Annotated in this window: 22 protein-coding genes; 8 read left to right on the top strand and 14 right to left on the bottom strand. The window is 59.4% G+C overall.

Annotated features, from left to right (window positions below):
- Nucleotides 1–28: 28 nt before the first annotated feature.
- The 6 genes from ileS to ACR0KG_RS04955 form a co-directional block, all read right to left on the bottom strand.
- Nucleotides 29–2,989, bottom strand: a complete 2,961-nt coding sequence (gene ileS / locus ACR0KG_RS04980; protein ID WP_480826663.1) for an isoleucine--tRNA ligase — start codon at nucleotides 2,987–2,989, stop codon at nucleotides 29–31.
- Nucleotides 2,990–3,153: 164 nt separating this feature from the next.
- Nucleotides 3,154–5,844, bottom strand: a complete 2,691-nt coding sequence (locus ACR0KG_RS04975) for a DUF2339 domain-containing protein (protein WP_480826662.1) — start codon at nucleotides 5,842–5,844, stop codon at nucleotides 3,154–3,156.
- Nucleotides 5,845–5,924: 80 nt separating this feature from the next.
- Complete coding sequence (locus ACR0KG_RS04970) at nucleotides 5,925–6,635, bottom strand: VIT1/CCC1 transporter family protein (protein WP_480826661.1); 711 nt, start codon at nucleotides 6,633–6,635, stop codon at nucleotides 5,925–5,927.
- A 59-nt stretch (nucleotides 6,636–6,694) separates the two neighbouring features.
- The gene (locus tag ACR0KG_RS04965; protein ID WP_480826660.1) at nucleotides 6,695–7,684 is read right to left on the bottom strand and encodes a YcjF family protein; all 990 of its coding nucleotides are present in this window, start codon (nucleotides 7,682–7,684) and stop codon (nucleotides 6,695–6,697) included.
- The gene (locus ACR0KG_RS04960; protein ID WP_480827330.1) at nucleotides 7,677–8,129 is read right to left on the bottom strand and encodes an N-acetyltransferase family protein; all 453 of its coding nucleotides are present in this window, start codon (nucleotides 8,127–8,129) and stop codon (nucleotides 7,677–7,679) included. The genes ACR0KG_RS04965 and ACR0KG_RS04960 overlap by 8 nt, the downstream gene beginning before the upstream one ends.
- Complete coding sequence (locus tag ACR0KG_RS04955; protein WP_480546390.1) at nucleotides 8,129–9,544, bottom strand: YcjX family GTP-binding protein; 1,416 nt, start codon at nucleotides 9,542–9,544, stop codon at nucleotides 8,129–8,131. The genes ACR0KG_RS04960 and ACR0KG_RS04955 overlap by 1 nt, the downstream gene beginning before the upstream one ends.
- 107 nt (nucleotides 9,545–9,651) lie before the next feature.
- On the opposite strand from ACR0KG_RS04955, the gene truA reads away from it, so the two are divergent.
- Nucleotides 9,652–10,416, top strand: a complete 765-nt coding sequence (gene truA, locus ACR0KG_RS04950) for a tRNA pseudouridine(38-40) synthase TruA (protein WP_480826659.1) — start codon at nucleotides 9,652–9,654, stop codon at nucleotides 10,414–10,416.
- On the opposite strand, the gene ACR0KG_RS04945 is transcribed toward truA, so the two are convergent.
- The 4 genes from ACR0KG_RS04945 to ACR0KG_RS04930 form a co-directional block, all read right to left on the bottom strand.
- Nucleotides 10,413–11,372, bottom strand: coding sequence for a nickel/cobalt transporter (locus ACR0KG_RS04945; protein ID WP_480826658.1), 960 nt, complete (start codon nucleotides 11,370–11,372; stop codon nucleotides 10,413–10,415). The two genes, truA and ACR0KG_RS04945, sit on opposite strands and share 4 nt — an antisense overlap.
- The gene (locus tag ACR0KG_RS04940) at nucleotides 11,357–12,004 is read right to left on the bottom strand and encodes a DUF1007 family protein (protein ID WP_480826657.1); all 648 of its coding nucleotides are present in this window, start codon (nucleotides 12,002–12,004) and stop codon (nucleotides 11,357–11,359) included. Before ACR0KG_RS04940 ends, ACR0KG_RS04945 begins: the two co-directional genes overlap by 16 nt.
- 74 nt (nucleotides 12,005–12,078) lie before the next feature.
- Nucleotides 12,079–12,885: a thioesterase family protein gene (locus ACR0KG_RS04935; protein ID WP_480826656.1), complete on the bottom strand. Its 807-nt coding sequence runs from the start codon at nucleotides 12,883–12,885 to the stop codon at nucleotides 12,079–12,081.
- 6 nt (nucleotides 12,886–12,891) lie between these two features.
- Nucleotides 12,892–14,127: an acyl-CoA dehydrogenase family protein gene (locus ACR0KG_RS04930; protein WP_480546380.1), complete on the bottom strand. Its 1,236-nt coding sequence runs from the start codon at nucleotides 14,125–14,127 to the stop codon at nucleotides 12,892–12,894.
- Between the two features lie 124 nt (nucleotides 14,128–14,251).
- Between ACR0KG_RS04930 and ACR0KG_RS04925 the strand changes: the two genes are divergently transcribed.
- A complete protein-coding gene (locus ACR0KG_RS04925; protein ID WP_480546378.1) occupies nucleotides 14,252–15,187 on the top strand; it encodes a 2-hydroxyacid dehydrogenase in 936 nt (311 codons plus the stop codon).
- Nucleotides 15,188–15,192: 5 nt separating this feature from the next.
- On the opposite strand, the gene ACR0KG_RS04920 is transcribed toward ACR0KG_RS04925, so the two are convergent.
- Nucleotides 15,193–15,549, bottom strand: a complete 357-nt coding sequence (locus ACR0KG_RS04920) for a hypothetical protein (protein ID WP_480541958.1) — start codon at nucleotides 15,547–15,549, stop codon at nucleotides 15,193–15,195.
- Nucleotides 15,550–15,724: 175 nt separating this feature from the next.
- On the opposite strand from ACR0KG_RS04920, the gene ACR0KG_RS04915 reads away from it, so the two are divergent.
- The 3 genes from ACR0KG_RS04915 (at nucleotide 15,725) to ACR0KG_RS04905 (ending at nucleotide 18,021) form a co-directional block, all read left to right on the top strand.
- A complete protein-coding gene (locus ACR0KG_RS04915; RefSeq protein WP_480826655.1) occupies nucleotides 15,725–16,555 on the top strand; it encodes a bifunctional allantoicase/(S)-ureidoglycine aminohydrolase in 831 nt (276 codons plus the stop codon).
- 101 nt (nucleotides 16,556–16,656) lie between these two features.
- The gene (locus tag ACR0KG_RS04910) at nucleotides 16,657–16,980 is read left to right on the top strand and encodes a hypothetical protein (RefSeq protein WP_480826654.1); all 324 of its coding nucleotides are present in this window, start codon (nucleotides 16,657–16,659) and stop codon (nucleotides 16,978–16,980) included.
- A 54-nt stretch (nucleotides 16,981–17,034) separates the two neighbouring features.
- A complete protein-coding gene (locus tag ACR0KG_RS04905) occupies nucleotides 17,035–18,021 on the top strand; it encodes a type I glyceraldehyde-3-phosphate dehydrogenase (RefSeq protein ID WP_480826653.1) in 987 nt (328 codons plus the stop codon).
- A 101-nt stretch (nucleotides 18,022–18,122) separates the two neighbouring features.
- Here ACR0KG_RS04905 and ACR0KG_RS04900 read toward each other — a convergent pair whose 3' ends face one another.
- On the bottom strand, nucleotides 18,123–18,611 hold the full coding sequence (locus ACR0KG_RS04900) for an ureidoglycolate lyase (RefSeq protein WP_480546370.1): 489 nt from the start codon (nucleotides 18,609–18,611) through the stop codon (nucleotides 18,123–18,125).
- Nucleotides 18,608–20,026: an allantoinase PuuE gene (gene puuE, locus ACR0KG_RS04895; protein WP_480826652.1), complete on the bottom strand. Its 1,419-nt coding sequence runs from the start codon at nucleotides 20,024–20,026 to the stop codon at nucleotides 18,608–18,610. The genes ACR0KG_RS04900 and puuE overlap by 4 nt, the downstream gene beginning before the upstream one ends.
- Before the next feature lie 165 nt (nucleotides 20,027–20,191).
- On the opposite strand from puuE, the gene uraH reads away from it, so the two are divergent.
- On the top strand, nucleotides 20,192–20,548 hold the full coding sequence (gene uraH, locus ACR0KG_RS04890; protein WP_480826650.1) for a hydroxyisourate hydrolase: 357 nt from the start codon (nucleotides 20,192–20,194) through the stop codon (nucleotides 20,546–20,548).
- A gap of 4 nt (nucleotides 20,549–20,552) precedes the next feature.
- Here the strand turns inward: uraH and ACR0KG_RS04885 are convergent, their stop codons facing one another.
- The gene (locus ACR0KG_RS04885) at nucleotides 20,553–21,467 is read right to left on the bottom strand and encodes a LysR family transcriptional regulator (protein WP_480546364.1); all 915 of its coding nucleotides are present in this window, start codon (nucleotides 21,465–21,467) and stop codon (nucleotides 20,553–20,555) included.
- 97 nt (nucleotides 21,468–21,564) lie between these two features.
- Between ACR0KG_RS04885 and ACR0KG_RS04880 the strand changes: the two genes are divergently transcribed.
- Nucleotides 21,565–22,788, top strand: coding sequence for a urate hydroxylase PuuD (locus tag ACR0KG_RS04880; protein ID WP_480826648.1), 1,224 nt, complete (start codon nucleotides 21,565–21,567; stop codon nucleotides 22,786–22,788).
- A 135-nt stretch (nucleotides 22,789–22,923) separates the two neighbouring features.
- Entirely contained in the window at nucleotides 22,924–24,729 is a 1,806-nt protein-coding gene (locus ACR0KG_RS04875; protein WP_480826647.1) for an autotransporter assembly complex protein TamA, read from the top strand.
- Nucleotides 24,730–24,780: the final 51 nt, after the last annotated feature.

Below are 24,780 nucleotides of genomic sequence, written 5' to 3'. Positions count from 1 at the left end.
CCTTCTGGTGGCAGAGGGGGCGAGATGTTTATCCAAGTGCCTCGTTGCAGCGACCACAAACGCCGGGATGCGCATGCAGCCCAACGTCTGGCAGGATTTTCCAGCAGCGTTGGCATTTGGCACCTTCGGCCTTTTCAAACACCACCGAGACGCCTTCGATCTCGGGCACGCGGAACGCTTCGGCCGGGGATGGATCGCCGGTGACGCTCAGGCCGGAGGTGATGCACATGTCGTCTACATCGAAGGTCGCCAGCAGATCGCGGGTTTCACTGTCTTCCACATGCACGACCGGCGCGGCCTCCAAGCTCGATCCGATCACCTTGTCCTGACGCTGAACCTCGAGCGCAGCGGTCACCGCACGGCGCACACGACGGACCTTGGCCATGCTGGCCTCAAGCTCGTCATTGCGCCAGTCGGCTGGCGTTTCCGGGAAATCCACCAGATGGACCGAGCTGTCGTCGCCGGGGAACCGCTCCAGCCAAACCTCTTCCATGGTGAACACCAGAACAGGGGCCAGCCATGTGGTCAGGCGGTGGAACAGGATGTCCAGAACCGTACGGGCCGAGCGGCGGCGCAGGGTATCACCGTCGCAGTAGAGCGCATCCTTCCGGACGTCGAAATAGAAAGACGACAGATCGACCGTGGCAAAGGTAAACACCGCACTGAACACGCCCTGGAAGTCGAAGGACGCATAGCCCTTGCGCACCTGTTCATCGAGTTCGGCCAGACGGCTGAGCACCCAGCGTTCCAGACGCGGCATGTCCTGCGGATCGACCCGGTCGGCTTCGGTGAAGTCGGCCAGCGAACCCAGCATGAACCGCATCGTGTTGCGCAAACGGCGGTAGCTGTCAGCGGTGCCCTTCAGGATTTCCGGCCCGATCCGCTGATCGGTTGTGTAGTCGGTCTGAGCCACCCACAGGCGCAGGATATCCGCGCCGTACTGTTTGATCACTTCCTCCGGCACGATGGTATTGCCGATGGACTTCGACATTTTCATGCCCTTTTCGTCCAGCGTCATGCCATGCGTGATCACATTGCGGTAAGGCGCGCGTCCCTTGGTGCCGCAGGCTTGCAGCATGGACGAATGGAACCAACCACGATGCTGGTCGGTGCCCTCCATATAGACGTCGGCGATGCCGTCCTCGGTCCCGTCCTCACGGTCACGCAGAACGAATGCGTGGGTCGAACCCGAGTCGAACCACACGTCCAGCACGTCAAACACCTGATCGTAGTCGTCCGGGTTGGCGATGCCGTCGAGGATCTTTTCTTTGAAGCCGTCCGTGTACCAGATATCCGCGCCGTCCTGCTCAAACGCCGCCTTGATGCGGGCGTTGAGTTCCTCGTTGCGCAGCAAGTAATCTGCGTCGGTGGGCAGAGCACCTTTCTTAGTGAAGCAAGTCAGCGGCACACCCCAGGCGCGCTGGCGCGACAGAACCCAATCCGGGCGCGCCTCGATCATCGAATAGAGGCGATTGCGGCCAGTTTGCGGTGTCCACTTCACCAGCTCGTCAATCGAGCGCAGGGCGCGTTCGCGGATGGTATCGCCCATCTCGCCCATGCCGTCGTCCAGCTTGCGGTCGACGGATGCAAACCACTGCGGCGTATTGCGATAGATGATCGGAGCCTTCGAGCGCCACGAATGTGGATAGCTGTGCTTTATCTTGCCACGCGCCAGCAACCCGCCGACCTCGGCCAGCTTGTCGATGACAGCTTTGTTCGCGTCACCTTCGCCGCCCTTGCGGGACAGGATGAATTTGCCACCAAAGAACGGCAGATCAGCGCGGAACGAGCCGTCGTCCATCACGTTGTAGGTGATGACCTGCTCGAGCATGCCCAGATCGCGATAGAGTTCGAATTCTTCCATCCCGTGCGACGGCGCACAATGGACAAAGCCGGTGCCTTCGGTATCGGTCACGAACTCAGCGGCGCGGAAGTCGCGGATGTCATCCCATTCGCCGTTGCCGCCCTCGGCCCCGGCCAGCGGGTGGGTCAGTTGCACGCCCGTCAGCTCATCGCTGGTCACGTCGCGGACACGGGTCCACTGGTCGTCGTTCAGACGCGCGCGGCCCAGCACGTCGGCGGCAAGATTGTCGGCTAGCAGGAATTTGTCACCGGCCGCGGCCCAGCACTCATCAGGCGCACCGGTGACTTCATAGAGGCCGTACGAGATGTCCGATCCATAAACCACGGCTTTGTTAGACGGCATGGTCCACGGGGTCGTCGTCCAGATTACAACGTAAGATCCGTCAAGATCGCTAAGTGGTTGCACCCGCCCCACTTCGCCGGTGACCGCAGGCGTGGTTTCATTGATCAAGACCTTGAATTTCACCCAGATGGTGAAGCTTTCCTTGTCGTGATACTCAACCTCGGCCTCGGCCAACGCAGTTTTCTCGATGGGCGACCACATCACAGGTTTCGAGCCCTGATAGAGCGTGCCATTCATCAGGAACTTCATGAACTCATCGGCGATCACGGCCTCGGCGTGATAGTCCATCGTGATATAGGGATCGGGCCAGTTTCCGGTGATGCCCAGACGCTTGAATTCTTCGCGCTGGATGTCGATCCAGCCTTCGGCGAACTTGCGGCATTCCTGACGGAAGTCGACGATGTTCACCTCGTCCTTGTTCTTGCCCTTCTTGCGGTACTGTTCCTCGATCTTCCATTCGATCGGCAGGCCGTGGCAGTCCCAGCCGGGCACATAGCGCGAGTCAAAGCCCATCATCTGATGGGACCGTACGATCATGTCCTTGATGGTCTTGTTCAGCGCGTGGCCGATATGCAAATGGCCGTTTGCATAGGGCGGGCCATCATGCAGGGTAAAGGGCTTGCGGCCCTGTTTCTCGCGCAGGCGGTCATAGACGCCGATCTTCTCCCAGCGCTCCAACCATGCAGGCTCGCGCTTGGGCAGGCCAGCGCGCATGGGAAAGTCAGTTTTGGGCAGGTTCAGCGTGTCTTTGTAGTCAGGTGTTTGGGTCGTGTCGGCGCACATTTGGGGCGTCCTCAGGATGGTCTGGTCGTGTCTAGATCGAAGCGGTCAGTGCGATAACTCAAGCACCTTTGCCCGGCGTCTCGCGATATCAGAGCGCCGGGGATATAATTCGAATAATGATGGCCAAACGGTCAAACATGGCCGCGCTTATAGGACGCCTACGCCTAATGGTCCAGAGGGTCCTGCCCTTGCATCCCGTGGCGCAGTTTTGCCCAGCGGTTGAGCCATGCCAGAGCGGCCAGTGCCAGGCCCAGTGCAAGCAGTGAGAACACCCGGATCAGCCCGCCAAGGCCCGCGATGTCGATCAGGAAAACCTTGGCCACAGCCAGCCCGATCACTGCCAACCCCGCCTTGCGCATCAAGTCGGACCGACGCGCCAGAGATTGGTAGAACAGCGCAGCGCCTATCAACAATAAGGCCATGGTATAGGTATATAGCTCTGGCTGGGTGACCCCGTTGCCCTCAAACATGCCATCAGCCCCTTGCCAAACATGGCGGATCATCAGGCCTAGCCAAACAGCGGCCAACGCGATGCTCAGGCCATAGCAGGAGCGTTGCAACCAGAGCGGCATCGCAGGAATTCGCCATGCCGAGAACCCAATGGCCAGCGCAGGCAACAGATAGGCAACGGCCAGCGTATTCAGCACGGGCGGGCCGAGAACCGGTTCGGCGAAAGGGTTCAGCAGCGGGTTGCTGATCTCCAACGCTTCGAACAAGCGCATCAGGCCATGCCCGGCAAAAAACACCGCCAGCGCATAGCGTAGATAGGTCAGTTTGCCGCCCAGCTCGAACCGTTGCACTTGCGCAAAAGCCAGCAACAACCAGATGACGGCCAGCAGGCCCAAGCCCCAGTGGCTGTTCTGCGCGCCGCCTTCGCCGAAGGTTTCCAGCCAGCGCAGCAAAAGCAGCGACAACAGAGTGCCTCCGGTCGCCCAGGCGGCGCTTTCCAGCAGCATCGTGGCAATGGGGCGGTCCAGCGGTTTGATCAGGATCCAGCCCGCGACGAAACCAATCGTTGCTGCGCCGTAAACCAATGTCATCTCCCACACGGGCGCAGTGTCTGCCCATTGCAAGCCTGGATCCAACACCAGACGCACAGTCACCGTGAACACTCCGGCCCAGATGAACCAGCTCATCTGTGGCAGGGTGAACCGGCGATCCAGTGCTGCTGCCACGACAATCGTTGCGACCAACGCGATGGTCAAGGCGGCCGAACTGAGGACGATGACACAGGCAAAGGCCAGGCAAGACAGCGCGGATAAGGTGGCCAGAGCAGGCCGCAATCGGTTATCCGCATCAACCCGCGCGAACCGTTCTGCCAGCCCCACCATCAACGCACCCAAAGCGATAGCGTGCAATGCCCAAGGGTATGGGCCGATCACGGTGGCGGGTTTCCAGCCTATTTCCAATGCTATGGCCATTGCCGGGGCAAACAGCACCGCCGCCACGGCCCAGACAGCAGCATAACGCTGCGCGCCAAAGGATCGCCAGGCGGCGAGGATGGAAATCAAAGCGGCCAGAGCGACAAGGCCAGTGATCACCATTGGGGTATCTGCTTCAACGGTTTCGGCATAGGTGGCTGCGAAGGTTTGCGCCACAATCCCTCCGTCCAGCCCGTGCATCAACACATAAGCGATCAAACCAATGGCCGGGAACACGGTCACGTCTTGCAGAGCGGGCGCATCTTTGCCGCACAGGATCAGGCCCAGCAGAAGCCCTGTCAGCAGGATGATGCCCAGCCAGAATTCGCCAGACGAATCCGCCCAATGCAACGACAGGATCGCTGAACTGACCGCGACTGCCGCAAAGGCCACACGCGTCGGAAACTCAGGCCAGGGATCCCCTTTCTTGCGTCGGATCAGTTCGGCCACCATTGGGCCGGTGTGATCGGGCCAAAGGCGCCGTGCGGGGACCGCAATCGCCAGCACCGCCAGTGCCGTGGCGCAGGTCAGATATCCGGGTTCCGTCAACGGCGCAGACAATACCAGCAGCAAGCTGGACGCATAGGCCGCGAACAGGGTCAAAACCGTGATCCATGCCCAGCGGCGCACAGTATCGATACCCAGCCCCAGAAGGGTCAGAATGAAGAAATACCCATACAGCCAAGTTGGATCATCCGAAGATCCGCCGACCGTAAAGGGCGCTGCAAAACCGCCCAGCAAGCCAACGGCGGCCAGCAACGGACCATGAAACCAACCTAGAACCAATCCCAGAAGTGCGATTAACACCATGCCGCCCAGTGCGGTTTCGGGTGAAATCAAGTCGTACAGCTGCCGGGCGGCCAGAACACCTCCGAACAAGGTTACCAGGCCCGCACCAGAAAAGACGGATGGCAGATAGGCTGTGCTCGCGTCTTCATCATCGCCAAACCTGCGACGGACATATTCACCAGCAGCGATCAGGACCGCGCCAAAGGCCAAAGCGGCGGCAACACGTGCCGATGGCGGCAGCAAACCGTTCTCAACCCCGTATTGAACCAGAAAAATTCCGGCCAGCGCCAAGGACAGGGCTGAGACGGCATAGAACCAGTTTTCACGCAGCCAGCCCCAAAGCGCGGCAAACCGATCCTGCCGAAAGACAACCGCGCCTTGCGTGTCCTCTACTTCGCTTTTCTCGGGTTCGATCTTGGCAGCGGGCCAGGGCGATTGAGCAGGCTCTGCGGCAGGCGCAGGTTCCTCCGACTTAATCTCAGGTTCTGGCGGCAGAGCCTCTTTCGGTGTTGGGGACAGGGCCATAAGCTGTTGTTCCAACTGCTCGACCCTGCGGCGCAATCGTGTTTGCCCAAACAACAGCACAATGATCGTGACAGGTATCGCTAAAACAATCAGGCCAAGAAGAACAAGCAGCGATTCCAATTGAAGCTCCGTAGCTGTTATCGGCGCAAGCTACACCGCTTGGGTCCCAGAGTAACAGTCAGGAATTCCGGCCAATGCGGTCAGGGATGAAACAGCGATCCAACCAGGTAGGCAATCGCTGCCGCTGCGCCGCCGATCAGCAGCGTCTCAAACCCGGATTTCCACCAACGCACCAACGACCATCGGCTTTTCAACGCGCCAATGGCAAAGAACACACCCATTGTCATCCATGCTGAGATTGCAAAGGCATTCTCCAGTGCGATCAAAAAGGGCAACAACGGGATCAACCCAGCTACCAGAAAAGCAAAAAACGTAGCCAGCGCTGCCTTGATAGGGTGCGGATCGACGCTGCCCAGTCCGTATTCACCCTCGATCATAAGATTGATCCAGCTTTCGTGGTTCGAGGTGATGGCAGCCGTTGCATCTTCCAGCACTGGCCCTGACAGACCTTTCTGTGCCAGAATTTCACGCACTTCGTCCTGTTCCCCTTGGGGATAGAGCGCAATGTGGCGTTCCTCGATCGCACGGATGCGTTCAATGTTGTCCAGTTCCGCCTTGGTGCCCGAGTAGTTCCCTGCCGCCATCGAAAAACCATCGGCCAGAACATTCGCCAGCCCCAGCGCCACGATGACAAACGATGACAGCCCCGCGCCGGCAACCCCTGCCACGATGGCAAATGTGGTGACCGAACCGTCGATACCCCCATAAACCACATCGCGCAGAACGCCGCGGCCCGGTGGTGCGTTGATCCGCTGTGCGATCTCCTGTTGGCTGTGACCGTGATCTGTCATGGCTGAACCTCCGTCCCGTTCAGTGTGACGAAGGGCTGTCAGATGCGCTTTGCGTCAGATCAACCCTTGGAAAACAGCCCCTTTAGGGCGCGTTTGACCACGGCGCGGGTCGATGGCTTGTGGCGATCCGAGAACGGCAAGGGCCTGCACACCTCCATCGCGGCAACGCCCACGCGGGCGCTGAGCGCGCCGTTCACTAGCCCCTCGCCAAACCGGCGAGACAGTTTGCTTAGGACCGAGCCACCGAGCACCGGTTCCAACAGGTCATCGCCCACCGCAACTGCGCCGGTTGCGACCAGATGCACAAACACAGCACGCGTCAGTCTCCAGCTGCCCAGAAATCCGGCGCGTCCGCCATAAATTTCCGCGATCCGCCGGATCATCCGCAACGAGGCTGCAAGGGCGGTCACCACATCCGCCAAAGCCAAGGGCACCAAGGCCGTCACCGTCGCTACCTGACGCGCTGCGGCCTCAACCTCGCGGCTGGCTGCGGCGTCCAAAGGGGCCAGCAATTCATCTTCAGCCAAAGCCAACAGGCCGGACGCATCGAAGTGCTCGGGCATCCGCTCAGACAATCGGTCGCGACCCCATTGGGTTTCATCACGACCCTTGTAAAAGGCAATCAGGCGAGTCGTGACAGCGCGGGCTTTGGCTAAATCGGCGTCGGCCAGCGCCTCATCGGCAGCGCGGCGCAAACCATCGACGCGGGCCAGGCGACCAATCGCTGCCAGTTCCCGGATCGCGATGATCAGTACGACGAAAACCAGCGCCGCGATCAACCCGGTGACAATCCACCCCAGAACAGGGGCACGGGCCATCAGTGAGGTGGCGAAATCCCAAGCGGCAACCGAGATTGCAGCACCAACAACCGCCAGCGCCAGCCCCCAGAACCATCGCGCTAAGGCCGAGGGTTTGCGGGCGGCAAATCGCGCAGCGCTTTGCATGGCCTGCCCTTGAGGTACCGCCAGATCGGGTACCGGAGGGGCTTTGGCCACGTCAGCGGTGGGTTCGTCTGTTTCGAGATCGATCAGAACAGGGCCTTTAGCCATTCTCTGCCCCTTCACTGCGCCAGACATATTTGATGTCAGGCAGGTTTTCATCGTTGTCCGCCCCGTCGCTTCGGGCGACCTCGGCAAAGCCGTTGCGTTCATAGAACCTGCACGCGCCAGTGTTTGCCTGAAAGGCAAACAAGGAAAGGTGCGGGTGCTGCGCCTTCGCATGATCGAGCAACCGCTTGCCGATCCCTTGCCCGCGCACTGCAGGCGCCAAATACAGTGAATGCACATCCGATCCGTTCAGGGCCAGAAATCCAACCACTGTGTCCGAGACCTCAGCGACTGTAACCCAGCGTTGATCAATCATACGGCCACAAAAGGCGATGGTTTCGGCGCTACTGTGCAATTCCGGCATCCAGTCATTCTCACATGAAAACCCGTGCAGGATTTCCCCGGTCGTACCGGCATCGGTGCTGCGGGCGGGGCGCAAAGTGACCATCACAGCCGGTCTCCAATCAGGAATTGTGCGGCCCGATCCAGCCGGATATGCGGCGGTCCGTCGCCCGGGCGCAGCGTCAACTGGGCCGGAGCGAAGGCCATGAAACCATAGTCGTCGCCAAGCCACGTCTCGGCTCCGTTCCGGGCCGGGCCAAGCAGATGGGATGGATCATCCGGAAGCTCTCCGGGGTAGAACGCGGCTTTTTTGCCGCTGTCCAGCAAGGTGCCCCGGACGCAGGGAAGCTCAGTTCCGTTATGGCTGCGCATCTCTTCAGTCGTGGCACGCAACGAGGCCAGCGACAGGGCCGCCGTTTCAGCACCAGCGAAGCTCGCTCGGTCCCGCGCCTCACGTGTCAGAGCCTCCATGATCGCGGTCAGGCGCGGGTGTTGCGTGTGGTGCAGATGGTCGGCCTTGGTGGCCGCAAACAGAATGCGTTCAACCCGTTTGCCCAGCAACAACTGGCTGAGCCACGCGTTGCGCCCCGGACGGAAGGCCGAGAGGATATCGCCCATGGCGCGGCGCATATCCTCGACCGCTTGCGGGCCTTTGTGGATTGCGCCCAACGCATCGACCAGCACAACCTGACGGTCGATGCGTGAGAAATGATCGCGGAAAAACGGCTTCACCACTTGGGACTTATAAGCCTCGTAGCGCCGCTCCATCTCGCGCTGCAGGGTGCGACGGCGCGAGGGATCGGTCACCGGCAAAGGGGCAAAGGTCAGAACCGGAGAGCCTGCCAGATCGCCAGGCAACAGAAAACGACCCGGCGTGCAATCGTAGAAACCAGCGTCCCGCGCCGTATTCAGATAGGTCGTGAACGCAGCGGCCAGAGCCTGCGCGGTAGGCTCGTCATGCGTTGCCGTCAGATCGGTGCCACGGGCCTGCGCCAGAAACTCGACCGCCTCGGGGCGGTTTTCGATGCGCGACAGCGTCTCCTTTGACCAGCCGGCGTAGGATTTGTCTAGCAGCGCGAGGTCCAAAAGCCACTCGCCGGGATAGTCAACGATGTCCAGATGTACGGTGCGCGGTCCCTGAAGCCCTGCCAGCAATCCGGCCGGTCGCGCCTTGAACGACAGGCGCAGCTCGGACACGGCGCGGGTGCTTTCGGGCCAGTGCGGCTGCGGGCCTGCGAGGTCGGAAAGATGGGATTCGTAGTCGAACCGCGGGACCGTGTCGTCTGGCTGCGGTTGCAGGTAGGCCGCGTTGATCCGCCCCTCTTGCTGCGCGACAAGGCCGCTCATGCGGCCCCGGTCCAGCAGGTTTGCCACCAGCGACGTGATGAAAACCGTCTTGCCGGAGCGCGCCAGACCGGTGACGCCCAGACGGATGACCGGCTCGAAAAACGTCTCGGACACGCTGTCGCCAATGGTTTCGACGCCGCGCACAAGACTGTCTGCCAGGGATGAGATGACCAAACTGTCGCCCCGCAATTATCGTTTTGCCCAAGATAGGTAGCCGCTGCCGGACATGCCAGCGCTTTCGCCCCCTTGCCCGTTTGCGCGCCGCGCGCTACCAGCGGCCCATGCCCAGATATGCGTTGAAAGTCGAATACCAAGGGGAGCCGTTTGCCGGATGGCAGCGGCAGAAGGAGTTGCCGTCGGTGCAGGGTGCCATCGAAAGTGCCCTATCCCGCATCCAGCCCGGTGATCACACCATTGCTGCCGCCGGGCGCACCGATGCAGGTGTGCACGCGCTGGGGCAAGTGGCGCATTGCGATCTGGTCAAAGACTGGGACCCCTTCCGCCTATCCGAGGCGTTGAACTACCACCTCAAGCCGCAACCAGTGGCCATTGTGCAGGCCGCGCGGGTCGCGGATGACTGGCACGCACGCTTTACAGCGGTTGAACGTCAATACCTGTTCCGCATTCTCATGCGCCGCGCACCCGCGACCCACGACAAAGGGCAGGTTTGGCAGATCAACCATCAGCTGGATGTCGAGGCCATGCAGGCGGGTGCGGATATGTTGATCGGGCGGCATGATTTCACTACCTTCCGATCCTCGATCTGTCAGGCGGCCAGCCCGGTGAAAACCCTGAATGAGTTGCGGGTTGAACAGGTGCAGGGTTTCTCGGGCCCCGAGGTTCATTTCCACGTGCGCGCGCGATCCTTCCTGCACAATCAGGTGCGCAGCTTTGTGGGCACTCTGGAACGTGTTGGCGCCGGGTCGTGGTCGCCCGAGGATGTGCGCGACGCTCTGGAAGCCGAAGACCGCGCCGCCTGCGGGCCGGTTTGCCCGCCGCAGGGCCTCTACCTGGCGCGGGTTGGGTATCCCGATCCGGTCTTCTAAATTGCCCGCAACAGCAGGCCGCTCGCGATCACGACAATCACCAGCCCAGCCACCAGTTCAATTGTCGGCGCGAGTACAGACGCAAAGCGCGTCGCCGATGCCGAAGCCAGTAACCCTCCACGCAATCCAAAAGACGTCCAGCCTACCAAGGTGGTGACCAGTGCAGTGCCCAGTGCCATAGCAAAGGCCCCGGCGATTCCGACCCAGGCGATACCCATCTGCCAAGTCAGAATCAGGACAAACAGCGCTCCGGTACAAGGTCTTGCAGCGATGCCTGCGATTAGGAACATCGCCTCGCGAACACTACCAACATTGGCAACCTCCTCCGCGCTGGGGCCATGTCGATGGCCACAATCCGAGCAGACCTCACCCTTGTGGTGATGATGGTCGTGGTGGTGGTTACGGTCGTGCGTATGACCATGCGTGTAATCATGAGCCTGCGCTGGCTCGACCGCAATACGTGATCGCCTTATAAAACTGCGAACGCCCCTGAAAACAAGCCAAAGCCCGATTGTGGCAATTGCTGCGTAGCTGATTGGGGCCATAACCTGTTCGGTCGTGCCTACAAGCGCCTCACGCGACATCTGAAAAACAAGGACCCCAGCGTAAACCAGAACCACCGCTGTCACCGCTTGCCCAAGGCTCGACAGCACACTGATGGCTGACAGGCGCCAGAACGCAACGCGCCGGCCCAAGCCGTATCCGCCGATCAGAACCTTGCCATGCCCCGGTCCAATCGCGTGGAAAAACCCATAGGCAAAGCACACTGTCAGAAGCGTTGCGACGGCCTCGGGCTCTCCGGCGCGGGTGGCGCGCAGGGCGCGGGCGATCTGGTTCTGGAATTCGCGCTGCTCTCCGGCGGCCCAGGCCGCGAGGCTGTCAAATCCACCGCTGCCCCAGAACCACAGCAATAGACCACATGCAAGCGCAACAGGTACAATCAGGTATTTGGACATGAAATCAGGATTTCGGTTGCAAAGCTTTCCCCGACCAACGGGATATCATTCTCTTCCAGATCGTATTCTGCATCCAAGGTCAGCAAGAACGCCTGCATCTGAGCCAACTGCCCATCAATATCCGGGTCGATCCGTTCCATCACACATGATGCAGGCCCGGTAACGGTCACCGGTCGGTTCACCTCGTAAGCGGTATAGTAGGTCTCATCAAACGGTTTGGCCGATAGGGCGGCCGCCGAAACAGCGCCCCCTTCGACCGCGCGCAAATGTGAGGTGATAATCCGCCCGTTTTCTGCGGTAGCATGAGGTTCCAGCGGGCCGGACAAAGCAACCGGAGCACCGCCGGCAGTCACCACAAGATCTCCGTTGTACCCTTCGATCCATTCCGCATCAAAACCTGTCAGGGTGGCTTCTTCGCGTTTCGTCAGCGCACCATCGCCATCCTGATCCAGCTTCATATCCTCAAGCTGCAGCAGCGAGAAAAATTCGTCATAGGCCCAGGTCACGCGGATATGAGTTAATTGGCCTGCCTCATCCACGATAAATTCCAATCCGGTGTCGATGAAGACATGCGGATGGGCCAAGGCCGGTAATGGCAGGCAACAGGTCAGGAACGGGATCAGCCAACGCATGCGCGCAAGATAGGGTGCCGACCTCATAGCGGCAACGCGTTTCGCACGCATCATGCAAAAACCAGCCGATGTGATTAGGTTGGTGGTAACAATATGAGTGTCTGCAAGGCCGTTCCAACTGGGCCTTCGGCATCAAACAGAACAGATTGCGACATGCCAACACCCGACGGCTGCCAATGTGACAGCGACTCGGACGCCAACCAATCCGACGCAGGCTCTCGATGGATGTTCACAGTCAGGTCCGTGTTCATGAATCCCATTTCAGATGTCGGCGCATTCCAAGAAATGCCATTACCACAATCCGCAAGCGCGCAGATCGATTGAATGGGCGATTGAGCTTCACCTTCAAGCAATTGAGGCGTACGCATCCAGACGGTTTTCGGGCCGGGCCCATGCTGCGTACACGCAGGGTATTTCACATCGCTGAAATGTGCGAAACCGGGTTTTTCATGACGAATTTCACCAATCGGAAACGGGCCGTCAACCGCCGTGTCATACCGCGGCCCGGTGATATCGACATTGGGCACAGCTCCGAGATCACGCCGCACCAGATGCATGGTCGAGGCAGTTGCACAGAGCGTGTCATCCAAATCGTGAACCGTGACCCGCGTTGTTGCCAACGTCTTGGTGTGGCGTGTTGTCTCTGCCGCCACACGCAACCCGGCCAAGGGTAGTGGACGCAGCAGATCGACCGTCAACCGGGTCAACATCTTCTCGGGGCCGACCTCGGTTTCGGCGGCGCGCACGATCAGTCCCGCGACCGGCCCGGCATGGCAGTGATCAGGGGACCAAGGCCCACGGGCCGGATCATTACCGACAAAGGCTCCATCTTCGACCTGACGAAAATATGCCAAACCTTCGAAATCCAGCGCTGCGGCCATCTGGGATCAGACCTTTTCCTGCGTATGTTTTTTCAGTTCCGCACGTGCGACCTGACGACGGTGTACCGCATCCGGCCCATCGGCCAGCCGCAAAGTCCGCACATGGGTCCAGGCGGTTGCCAGCGGCGTATCCTGACTGACCCCCTGACCGCCAAACATCTGTACAGCCTCATCGATTACCTTGAGTGCCACACGCGGAGCAACAACCTTGATCTGGCTGATCCAAGGGGCCGCCGCACGCGCATCGCCCTGATCCATATACCAAGCCGCTTTGAGACACAGCAGGCGGGCCATCTCGATCTCCATCCGGCATTCAGCGATGATGTCGTAGTTGGCCCCCAGCTGCGCCAGTTTCTTGCCAAATGCCTCGCGCTGCATGGAGCGTTTGCACATCTGTTCCAGTGCGCTTTCCGCCTGACCGATGGCGCGCATGCAGTGGTGAATGCGCCCCGGCCCCAAGCGGCCTTGCGCAATCTCAAATCCCCGGCCTTCGCCAAGCAGAATATTCTCTGCAGGCACTCGCACATTGGTAAATCGGATATGCATATGGCCATGGGGAGCGTCGTCGTGACCGTAGACCTGCATGGGCCGCAGAATTTCGATCCCTTCGGCATCTGCAGGCACCACAATCATCGACTGGCGCTGATGCTTTGGCTGATCCTCTCCCCCGGTATTGACCATCACGATATACACCTTGCAGCGCGGATCGCCTGCGCCTGATGACCACCATTTCTCGCCATTCAGGACATAGTCATCACCGTCCCGCACGCAGGACATCGACACATTGGTCGCATCGGATGAAGCGACATCCGGTTCGGTCATCAAATAGGCCGAACGGATCTGACCATCGAGCAGTGGCTTCAGCCATTGCGCTTTCATCTTCTCGGTCCCGTAGCGTTCGAAAACCTCCATATTGCCCGTATCCGGCGCGGAACAGTTGAACACCTCGGCCCCCAGCGGCGTTTTACCCATCTCTTCTGCGAGATAGGCATATTCCACAGTCGTCAGCCCGAATCCTTTATCGCTGTCTGTCAGCCAGAAATTCCACAGCCCGGCCGCCTTGGCCTTAGTCTTCAGCCCTTCAAGGATTTCAGCCTGACGTTCGGTGTACTGCCAGCGGTCGCCTTTGTTGATCTCGGCCTGGTATTCCTCTTCCAGTGGCATGATCTCATCGCGGACCATATCGGCGACTCGTTGCAAAAGGGCGCGGTTCTCTTCGCGCAGACCAAAAGACATATTCATGAGAATCCCTCCTGCCCCGTGAAATCCGGGCTGTACCTTATGCCCCGAGGATGGCTTAACTGTCGGGACTCTGTCCAGTTGGGTGACGGAACGTCATCCATCATTTTGAAACGAAGGAAACACCATGGCGCTGTTGATAGATACCGGGCTGACCAACTGGATCAGTGATGCCGAGATCGCCAATGAGGTTCGATCCGCGATACCCGGTGCCGATATTCGCACACCCGACGCGATCGGCAACGCTGATGAGATTACGATGGTCGCTGTTGTTGGCATGCAAGATGACCACCTGCGCCTATTGCCGAACCTGGAACTGGTGCAAAAGCTTGGGGCCGGTGTGGAAACAATCGTTGGCAATCCAAACCTACCCAACCATATGCGGATCGCACGTCTGAAACCCGATGCACCAGCACAGGGCATCGCGGAGTGGTTTCTTGCCTACATCCTGCGTGCCCAGCGCCATATGGCGTTTCACGAGGCAGCACAGGCCCGTGGTGAATGGCTGCCGAAAGAGCCGACCTTTACACCCCATACGACCGTAGGCGTTCTGGGTCTGGGCCATATCGGGGATCGTACGGCGCGAATGCTGCGCGCCGTCGGGTTTCAGGTCTTGGGTTGGAGCCGCTCACCCAAACAGATCGAAGGTGTCACCTGCCTGCATGGTGATGATGCCCTGCCCCAATTGCTGGGTCGGTGCGATTTCGTCTGCGCCATCTTACCCTCGACCCCGCAAACAGTGGGTCTGTTCGATACGCAAATGCTAGCCGCGATGAAGCCTGGTAGTCAGTTGCTGAACGCAGGTCGGGGCGATCTGATTGACGAAGACGCGCTGATCACCGCACTGGATCAGGGCACGCCAGGCCATGCGGTTCTCGACGTCACTTGCCAAGAACCCCTGCCTACCAGCAGCCCGTTGTGGCACCACCCACATGTCACGATCACACCGCATGTATCGGGCTGGCACCTGGGCGATGCGCTGTCGGATGTGGCCGAGAATTTCAAAAGACTTAGCTCAGGCGCGCCCTTGTTGAATGAGGTCGACCGCGCACGCGGCTATTAACGGGATCAGGGGGCCATCACCCAATTGCCTCCGGCATCTTTGCACTGGCGCGTTCTAACCCCGCGCGAGGCTTCCTCGCCTTGTGGCTGAATATCGTGTTCCAAACGAACACAATTGCCTTCGACCGCAATGATGCGGATTGTTCCCTGTGATCCGGTTTGGCCATTCGCCCAACCCATCTCTTTGCCGACACTCGGCGTGCCATCAGTCAGCAAGGCGCGCGAGGTTTTGCTCGCCACCTCGAAGTCCGACGGCGACAGCCCCATCTCGGCAATGATTCGGGACAGCGGTTTAGCCGATGCGGTCATGCCGAACCCCATCGTGCTGAGAATTGACAAAACGAATATGATCCGGGCTTTCATGAGTGCCTCGCTGAACTGAGATAAATACCGTTCAAGGATATACCTGCGCTGAAACGGGGCCAACCCCCGCCTGGCCGGACCTTCAAATTATCCCGAACAAACCTATCGTCAGCCCGGCGCTAGAGGCTGCTCCATCTTCCCCTCATAGTACCAAAAAGACAGCCCGAGGCATTCGATGACCCAACCGACCTATTTTGCACCCACTGGCGGACATCCCGGCCAGGATCAGTTGCTGACCGACCGCGCCATGTTCACCGATGCCTATGCGGTGATCCCCAAGGGAACGATGCGCGACATTGTCACCAGCTATCTGCCGTTCTGGGAAGGTACGCGCCTGTGGGTTCTGTCGCGTCCGCTCAGCGGATTTGCCGAGACATTCTCGCAATACATCATGGAGGTTCAGCCGGGTGGCGGCAGCGACCAGCCCGAGACCGATGCTCGGGCTCAGGCGGTTTTGTTTGTCGTCGAAGGTTCCGTACAAATTACCCTGCATGGTCAGGAATATGATTTGGAAACAGGGGGGTATGCCTATATCCCGCCGGGTGCGGATTGGACCTTGAACAATCGGTCTGACGACGAGGCGCGATTCCATTGGGTGCGCAAAGCATATGAGGCCGTACCTGGATTGCCCACGCCCGAACCAATCATCACAAATGAACGCGATGTAGCACCAGTTGAGATGCCCGGAACTCAGGGTCGCTGGTCCACAACCCGTTTTGCCGACCCGCAAGACCTGCGCCACGACATGCATGTCAACATCGTCAATTTCGAACCCGGCGGCGTGATCCCTTTTGCCGAAACCCATGTAATGGAGCACGGGCTTTACGTTCTGGAAGGCAAGGCCGTCTATCGCCTCAATCAGGACTGGGTCGAGGTCGAGGCAGGCGACTACATGTGGCTGCGCGCCTTCTGCCCTCAGGCTTGTTACGCGGGTGGGCCGGGGCGATTCCGGTATCTGCTGTACAAAGACGTAAACCGGCATATGCCGCTCTCCGTGGCGCGCTAAAGCGGGTTTAATCGCATTTTATCCCGGCAGGGGTTCACACTCGCCCCGGAATTTGCTGAAATCCCGGCATATTCCACTGTTTGAGTACTGGAGACTGGCCGATGAACCTGCGCACCCCCCTGATGGCACTGGCCGCAATCGCCATGGTGGCCGCTTCGGTTTCCACGCCGGTCGCAGCAAAAGACGAAACCAAATCGGTCTTTGTCATGAGTCGCACCTGGGCCGTGACCAAAGTATCGGACGAGCCGGTCATTTACCGTGCCACGCGCGACAATAACAACCTCAACCCCTTTGGTCCGCCACCGCGCCTGCGCACCCTGCAGGCCATTGCAGCAATCCAGCAGGCAACGGGCTGCAAACCGATCGTGACCAGCATGTATCAGAACATCTCGGGGCAGTTTTTCTCGCAGGTCAGTTGCGGCTGAAATTGGTACAATACTTTCATTGAGATCGCCTGATCTGCCTGCCATAGCTTGCGCATGAAACTCGCGATTAACGGATTCGGCCGCATCGGCCGCACGATCCTGCGGCAGGTTCTGGCCCAGCCGCAAGGATCAGATATCGAACTGGTGCTGATCAACGATATCGCGCCGCTCGATACCTGCGCCTATCTGTTCAAATACGACAGCACCTTTGGCCCCTATGCCGGTGACGTCGCCGCACACGACAATGCTCTTGTCATCGACGGACGCAAAGTGCCTATGACGCACAGCTCCGATCTGACGAACGTCGATCTGACCGGCGTTGATGTTTTGCTCGATTGCACCGGGATCGCGCGCACATCTGATGTGGCCCGCCGGGGTCTGGCTTCCGGGGCGCGCAAAGTTCTGATCTCGGGACCCTCGCCCGCTGCCGAGTTGACGGTGGTTCTGGGCGCGAATGACGATCAACTCGGTGATGCCAGCGTCGTCTCGAACGCGTCCTGCACCACAAATGGCCTTGCGCCGTTGATCCGGGTTTTGGATCAGATCGGTGGCATCGTGTCGGGGCACATGACCACCATTCATTGCTATACCAACAGCCAGCCGATGGTCGACGCACCCCGCGGCGACCTTGCCCGGTCGCGTGCGGGGGCACTGTCGATGGTACCGACGACCTCCAGCGCGACGCATCTGATCGATGTTGTTCTGCCGCATTTGGCCGGGCGCACTTCAGGCGCGGCGGTGCGGGTTCCGACAGCCAGCGTATCTGCCGTAGATCTTGTTGTGACGCTCGAACGCGGGATGAGCGCGCAAGCCTTCGATACAACATTCCGCGATGCGGTAGAGGCCTCGGACGTGCTCGGCTGGACCGATCTGCCGCTGGTCTCTTCCGACCTTAGAGCGCGCCCTGAATCGCTGGTCATTGCGGGCCCTGAAACCCGTATGGTGGGCGAAAATCAGGTCCGCGTTTTCGGCTGGTATGACAACGAATGGGGCTTCTCAGCTCGTATGCTCGACGTCGCCCGATTGATGGCGACGGGCTGATACAGACCAGCCGCAGTGGGCGGGCCTGCCCGCGCGCTGCCCGGCCCAACGGGTCATGGTGCATCTTTGATGCGCCCTGACCGGGCGGGAGCGTGCCGGGCTCAGCCAGCGATCACCTCATAAGGAGTGTCGAACCAATGCTCCTCAAGATTTGTACCCTCACCGATACGGTCAACCACAGCAAACAAACCGGGGTCATGTAGCGGGGTCAGCACGCCGTGCCAGGTGCCCCGATGGTAGTTCACCGCTTGCCCCGGCTCTGTCAGGAAAGCCCGAGGAATGCCGGGCAAACCATCGCGATCGGGTGCGACGATCACCAGAAAGGGCTGATGGGTCATCGGAATGAAGGTCTGGCTGCCATCGGGATGACGCTCGACCATATCCAGCGCGTAGGGCAGCGCGCGTGGATTGGCGTTGAACAAGCTGATCCCGGCGCGCCCGTCAGTGAACTCCAGCAACGCGCGGTCATGATACCGTCCGCATTGTCCCTGATTGATAATCTTGTCCGGATCGCCAGACAGCTCGATCAAGTCCCCAAACGGCGCAAAAGCCTCAGCTGTCAACGGCGATGCAACGATCTGGCGGCTCATGAGGGTAATATGTCCCGCAGTCGAAACTCGGCGATACGTTCCACCTGGCGGCAGGCTTCGGCAAACTCCGTGTCCCGGTCCTGTTCGATACGCCGTTGAAAAGCGGCCAGGATTGAGGCCTTGTCATGATCCCGCACCGCAATGATGAAGGGAAAACCGAATTTCTCGGTATACCGCGTATTCAGATCGGTGAAGGCCCTGCGCTCCTCATCTGTCAGCGCATCCAATCCGGCTGAGGCTTGCTCGGACGTGCTTTCAACAGTCAGCCGCCTGGCCTGCGCCAGTTTGCCCGCAAGATCGGGGTGCGCAGTCAAAACACCCAATCGTTCGGCATCAGAGGCCGACCTGAACATCCGCGCCAAGGCGTTGTGCAACCCGCCTGCGGTGTCATGCGCGGGCCCAAGCTCCAGATCATAGGCCCTATCCGCGATCCAGGCCGAGTGTTCGAAAATACCCCCGTAGGCTTCGACAAATGCGTCCCGCTCCATCTGCGATGGCTTTGGATTGGATTGCGGCAGGTGGTTCTGCGCCCAGTGTTCAGCAATCTGCAACCGCGTGGCGAACCACACATCCGCATGACTGCGCGCATAGTCCAAAAACCGTCTCAGCGCCATAACGCGCCCCGGTCGCCCGATCAGACGGCAATGCAGGCCAATCGACAGCATCTTGGGGGCGCCGGCCTCACCTTCGGCATAGAGCGCATCGAAACTGTCCTTGAGGTAGGCCAAGAACTGATCGCCTGAATTGAACCCCTGCGGCGTTGCAAATCGCATATCGTTGCAGTCCAGCGTGTAGGGCACGATCAGCTGATCCCGGCCGCCGATCTGCATCCAGTATGGCAGGTCGTCATCATAGGTGTCGGCGACATAGGCGAACCCACCTTCTTCGCTGACCAGACGCACGGTGTTGTCGGAACATCGCCCGGTGTACCAACCGCGCGGGCGTTCGCCGACAACCTCGGTATGCAGGCGAATTGCCTCAGCAATCTGGGCGCGTTCCTGCGCCTCGGGCATGTCCTTGTGTTCGACCCATTTGAAACCATGGCTGGCAATCTCCCAATCGGCATCCTTCATGGCGGCAACCTGATCCGGGGATCGTGCCAGGGCAGTAGCCACACCATACACCGTGATTGGCAGCTCCTTCATCAGCCGGTGCAACCGCCAGAACCCGGCGCGCGCGCCGTATTCGTAGATCGATTCCATGTTCCAATGGCGCTGAGCCGGCCATTGGGCAGCACCTACGATTTCGGACAAAAATGCCTCGGACGCTGCATCCCCATGCAATACACAGTTCTCGCCACCTTCTTCGTAGTTCAGGACAATCTGAACCGCGATTTTCGCCCCGCCCGGCCATTTGGCATTCGGCGGGTTGGCACCGTATCCGATCATATTCCGTGGGTAACGCGGTGGCTGCATGGGGACTTCCGAACTTTGAACTGTTTCGACAGGCTTATCCTAGAAATCCAGAGATGATTATCAAATCAAACCGAACGCTGTTTCGGCTTCTTTCGGCATTTCCCCTGTTTCGATGTTTGCGCCACACTGTCAGAAAGCGAAGTTACGCACCTGAAGGAGTTTCACGTGGCAGGCTATCTGACAACCCATGTACTGGACACCGCCCGGGGTTGCCCCGCCGCTGGCTTAAAAATCGCACTGTACCGGGTGTCCGGGAACTCGCACCGAAAGCTGGTCGAGATGGAAACCAACTCGGATGGACGTACTGACAGTCCAATCCTACCCACCGAAAAATTCAAGACCGGCACATACGAGTTGATCTTCTTTACTGGGGATTACCTACGTTCAACCGGCCAACATGGGGATGATCCCTTGTTCCTGGATCAGATCCCAATCCGGTTTGGTATGTCAGATGCCGAGGCGCACTATCACGTGCCGCTGCTTTTGTCGCCTTACGGCTATTCGACCTATCGCGGCAGTTGATCTGTCAGGTTTCGGCGCTTCGAACAACGCCACCGATACGCTCGATCATGAAATCCATGAACAATCGGGCTTTGGGGTCCTGATGACGCCGATGGGTGTAAAGGCACGCCATTTGAACCGGAACAGGGGGCGTGTCTTGCGCTACCGTGACGAGGCGCCCGGCAGCCAAGTGCTCTGCCACTTCAAAAACAGGCTTCATCGCAATGCCTTGGCCTGACAGCGCCCAATCGGTCAGCACGTCCCCATCATCACATTCGAATCGACCGGACACGGCAAACCGTTTTGGGCCGTCGGGGGTTTCCAACATCCACTGAAACTCGGTCGCACCGGGAAAGCGAAGATTCAAGCATTCGTGCTGGCCTTTGATCAGGTTCTCACCGGATTGCGGCATGCCCCGCCTCGCCACATAGTCGGGTGCGGCACACAACACCCTTTGACAATCCGCGATCTTACGAATGCGCAGGGTGCTGTCTTCCGGCTGCCCGATGAAGAAGGCCAGATCCAGCCCTTCGGTCGTCAGATCAACGGATCTATCCGTCAGACGCAATCGAACATCAATTTCGGGATAGTCGGCGAGAAAATCAGGCACATGCGGGGCTAGCAACCGCCGCCCAACCCCCAGCGGAGCCGCCACAAACAAGGACCCGCGCGGCGCTTCGGTCAGATGCGTTACCTGCGCCTCGGCCTCATCCACCGCATCCAGCACCGCCACCGCACCGGGGTAGAACGCCTTGCCCTGCTCAGTCGGCGACAGGTTACGCGTTGTACGCTGAAACAGCCGCACGCCCAGATGATCCTCAAGCTGCGAGATTCGCGCCGACGTCACCGCAGGGGAAATGCGCAAATCGCGCCCGGCGGCGGACATACTGCCCAAATCATAGACACGGACAAAGGTGCGAATATTGTCGAGATAGGACATCTTTTCGTTTTTTTTGATACAGTTTGACAATATACGGGAATACCGAAGAAAACCCCGTTTGCCTAGTGTGGCGGCACCTTATCGGAGACTTCAAAAAATGTACGACTTCGCCGTGTTCTGGGATTGGATGGCCTTTGCCGTGCGCTGGCTGCACGTGATCACGGCCATGGCCTGGATCGGATCGTCCTTTTACTTCATCGCGCTGGATCTGGGCCTGAACCGCAATATCCCCGGCCCAGCGGACGGCGAGGAATGGCAGGTCCATGGCGGCGGCTTCTATCACATCCAGAAATATCTGGTCGCGCCCGAACGGATGCCGGACCATCTGACCTGGTTCAAATGGGAAAGCTACTCGACCTGGCTGAGTGGTGCTGCGCTGTTGATGATCGTCTACTGGGTCGGTGGAGAGCTTTATCTGATCGACGCGGAAAAGGCCGATCTGGCGTTGTGGCAAGGCATTCTGATCTCGGCAGCCTCGCTAACTGTTGGGTGGCTGGTCTATGATTTCCTGTGTAAATCGGGGTTAGGAGAGCGCCCGACCCTGTTGATGGTTCTGCTGTTCGTGCTGCTGGTGGTCATGGGCTGGGGCTATAACCAGATTTTCACCGGTCGCGCCATGATGCTGCATCTGGGGGCCTTCACCGCTACGATCATGACGGCGAATGTGTTTTTCATCATCATGCCGAACCAGCGCATCGTTGTGGATGACTTGAAGAACGGGCGTACACCGGACCCGAAATACGGCAAGATTGCCAAGCTGCGGTCGACCCACAACAACTATCTGACTTTGCCGGTCCTGTTTCTGATGCTGTCGAACCACTATCCGCTGGCATTTGCCACCGAATACAACTGGATCATCGCGGCATTGGTGTTCCTGATGGGCGTGACCATCCGGCACTACTTCAACACACTCCATGCGCGCGCTGGAAACCCCACCTGGACCTGGTTGGCCACAGCCCTGCTGTTCATCGCCATCATGTGGCTGTCGACAGCGCCAATGTATAAGCCCCTGGAAGAGGCCGAAGCCAAACCGCTGACACCGTATGAACGGCGCTTTGCCGCCGCAGACGGGTTTGCCGAAGCGCATGATATCGTTCTGGGTCGCTGCTCCATGTGCCACGCCCGCGAACCGGTTTGGGAGGGTATCCTTTGGGCCCCCAAAGGTGTGCTGCTTGAAACCGAAGCTGATGTCGCGCGGAATGCGAAACAGATCTACCTTCAAGCCGGTATCACCCACGCGATGCCCCCGGCCAATATCACCTATATGGAGCCCGATGACCGCAGCGCGATCATCCGTTGGGTCCGCAACGCCGGGCTTTGACGCGCGCGGGAGTTCGCGCTGGCGAATGTTTCCCCCTTCCCCCGGGGCGCTCCAAATGATCTAACTTAACCTTAATCAGCCGCGTCATTTAGGCGGCATAAGTGATTTCGAGTTTGGGGGCAGTTGGAGCATCTTATGCAGGGATACAAGCCGCGGCGCGGTCTTACATGCTGGCTATTTGGTGCGCTGATGGTTTTTGCGCCCGCGATTGCCGAAGCATTGGAGACCACGCTGACCGTGCCCGGCGCCCCGAAAGAGGTGGTCGAGCGGCTAAAAGAAACCTCCTCAATCACTACGGCTGAAGAACGGGGTCTGGACACGCCGCTTGAAATTCTATCTGCCGCGCTTTCTGATTATCGAACACTGGTTCAAATTCTGTATGACGAGGGGTATTTCAGCCCTGTCGTCAGCATCAAGTTGGATGGGCAGGAAGCGGCCGAGATGAGCTCGCTCACCGTGCCAACCCAGATCAAGCGCGCGGCGATCACGATTGAGACTGGACCAACCTTTACCTTCGGCACCGCAATCGTGCAGCCGCAGGCGCCGGATACCGAACTGCCCGAAGGCTTTGCCACCGGCAAACTGGCGACAACGGGCGCTATTCAACAAGCGGCCTCAGCCGGCGTGCGCGCTTGGAAAGATGCAGGCCATGCAAAGGCCGATGTCGCAGATCAGCGCGTCATCGCGCGCCATGCTCAGGCGAGGCTGGACGCGGAAATCGACCTTGATCCGGGGCGGCGGCTGACCTTTGGCAAGATGTTTATCAAGGGCGATACAGACGTACGCCACCGGTCGATCGAAAAGATCGCCGGGTTTCCCACGGGTCAGGTCTATTCGCCTGCACAGGTGCAGAAGGTTGGAACTCGCCTGCGCCGCACAGGCACTTTCAGCACGGTCTCACTGCAAGAACGTGAAACCCCAAACCCGGACGGAACGCTTGATTTTGATGCCACCTTTGAAGACCTGCCCAAACGCCGCTTGACCCTGGGTTTCGAACTGGCTTCGCGAGACGGGATCGACCTGAGCGCGACCTGGACACATCGTAACGTCTTTCGCCGCGCTGAACGGCTGCGGTTCGAAGCCAGCCTACGAAACATCGGAGGGTCGGAAGATCTGGATGGCCGAATTGGCCTGAGACTGGATCAGCCCGACCGGCTTGGCCCCGATGACAATACGTTCTGGAGTGCGCTCTTGGAACGTCGCAATACCGATAATTACAACGTCTCGGTCGCGTCACTGGCGTATGGTGCCCGGCGCACGTTCTCGGATCAGCTCTACGCAGAAGCCTCGGCGGGCTTTCAATGGTCTGACGCGGATGACGCCTATGGCGACGGGCGCAAATTTCGCTATTTCATTCTGCCCCTCCGGTCAGAATGGGACCAGCGCGACAGTAAAGTCAGCGCAACGAAAGGCTTCTATCTCGACGCACAGGCTATGCCGTTCATCGGTCTGTCCGGCAGCGACACCGGGCTGCGGCTATTCTTTGACAGCCGAGCTTATACAAGCCTTGGAACCGGGGGCAGGCTGGTGCTGGCAGGCCGGATTCAACTGGGCTCGGTCATCGGGCCGCCCGCCGATGGGGTAACGCCAGACTTCCTTTTCTTCTCTGGCGGCGCTGGCACTGTACGCGGCCAACCTTATGAGAGCCTTGGGATTCCGGTTGGCACCGGTGTCGCAGGTGGCAAATCCTTCCTTGGTTTCTCCGGAGAGGTGCGGGGCAAGATCACTGACACCATCTCTCTGGTTGGGTTTTACGATTACGGTATCGTCGATACATCATCCTTCGTGGGCTCAGGCGCCGAAGACCATGCCGGCGCCGGGCTTGGTGTTCGGTACGATCTGGGCGGGTTCGGCCCGCTGCGCGTCGATTTGGCGGTGCCGGTGCAAGGCGACACCGGCGATGGCCTGCAATTCTATATCGGGATCGGACAGGCCTTTTGATGCGACGTCTCTCATATCCACTTCTAGTTGGTACCCTCATCGCCGTTCCGA

The organism is Ruegeria sp. H4 (assembly GCF_056533065.1).
This window is presented reverse-complemented; position numbering and strand designations above follow the sequence as displayed.

Bases quoted from the DNA above. Each gene is read 5' to 3' on its own strand.
- ACR0KG_RS04970 (WP_480826661.1), bottom strand. From the start codon at position 6,635: ATGACAGATCACGGTCACAGCCAACAGGAGATCGCACAGCGGATCAAC.
- ACR0KG_RS04930 (WP_480546380.1), bottom strand. From the start codon at position 14,127: ATGAATATGTCTTTTGGTCTGCGCGAAGAGAACCGCGCCCTTTTGCAA.
- truA (WP_480826659.1), top strand. From the start codon at position 9,652: ATGCCCAGATATGCGTTGAAAGTCGAATACCAAGGGGAGCCGTTTGCC.
- puuE (WP_480826652.1), bottom strand. From the start codon at position 20,026: ATGCAGCCACCGCGTTACCCACGGAATATGATCGGATACGGTGCCAAC.
- ACR0KG_RS04880 (WP_480826648.1), top strand. From the start codon at position 21,565: ATGTACGACTTCGCCGTGTTCTGGGATTGGATGGCCTTTGCCGTGCGC.
- ACR0KG_RS04905 (WP_480826653.1), top strand. From the start codon at position 17,035: ATGAAACTCGCGATTAACGGATTCGGCCGCATCGGCCGCACGATCCTG.
- ACR0KG_RS04925 (WP_480546378.1), top strand. From the start codon at position 14,252: ATGGCGCTGTTGATAGATACCGGGCTGACCAACTGGATCAGTGATGCC.
- ACR0KG_RS04900 (WP_480546370.1), bottom strand. From the start codon at position 18,611: ATGAGCCGCCAGATCGTTGCATCGCCGTTGACAGCTGAGGCTTTTGCG.
- ACR0KG_RS04875 (WP_480826647.1), top strand. From the start codon at position 22,924: ATGCAGGGATACAAGCCGCGGCGCGGTCTTACATGCTGGCTATTTGGT.
- ACR0KG_RS04945 (WP_480826658.1), bottom strand. From the start codon at position 11,372: ATGTCCAAATACCTGATTGTACCTGTTGCGCTTGCATGTGGTCTATTG.
- ACR0KG_RS04920 (WP_480541958.1), bottom strand. From the start codon at position 15,549: ATGAAAGCCCGGATCATATTCGTTTTGTCAATTCTCAGCACGATGGGG.
- ACR0KG_RS04960 (WP_480827330.1), bottom strand. From the start codon at position 8,129: ATGGTCACTTTGCGCCCCGCCCGCAGCACCGATGCCGGTACGACCGGG.
- ACR0KG_RS04935 (WP_480826656.1), bottom strand. From the start codon at position 12,885: ATGGCCGCAGCGCTGGATTTCGAAGGTTTGGCATATTTTCGTCAGGTC.
- ACR0KG_RS04885 (WP_480546364.1), bottom strand. From the start codon at position 21,467: ATGTCCTATCTCGACAATATTCGCACCTTTGTCCGTGTCTATGATTTG.
- ileS (WP_480826663.1), bottom strand. From the start codon at position 2,989: ATGTGCGCCGACACGACCCAAACACCTGACTACAAAGACACGCTGAAC.
- ACR0KG_RS04910 (WP_480826654.1), top strand. From the start codon at position 16,657: ATGAACCTGCGCACCCCCCTGATGGCACTGGCCGCAATCGCCATGGTG.
- ACR0KG_RS04915 (WP_480826655.1), top strand. From the start codon at position 15,725: ATGACCCAACCGACCTATTTTGCACCCACTGGCGGACATCCCGGCCAG.
- ACR0KG_RS04940 (WP_480826657.1), bottom strand. From the start codon at position 12,004: ATGCGTTGGCTGATCCCGTTCCTGACCTGTTGCCTGCCATTACCGGCC.
- ACR0KG_RS04965 (WP_480826660.1), bottom strand. From the start codon at position 7,684: ATGGCTAAAGGCCCTGTTCTGATCGATCTCGAAACAGACGAACCCACC.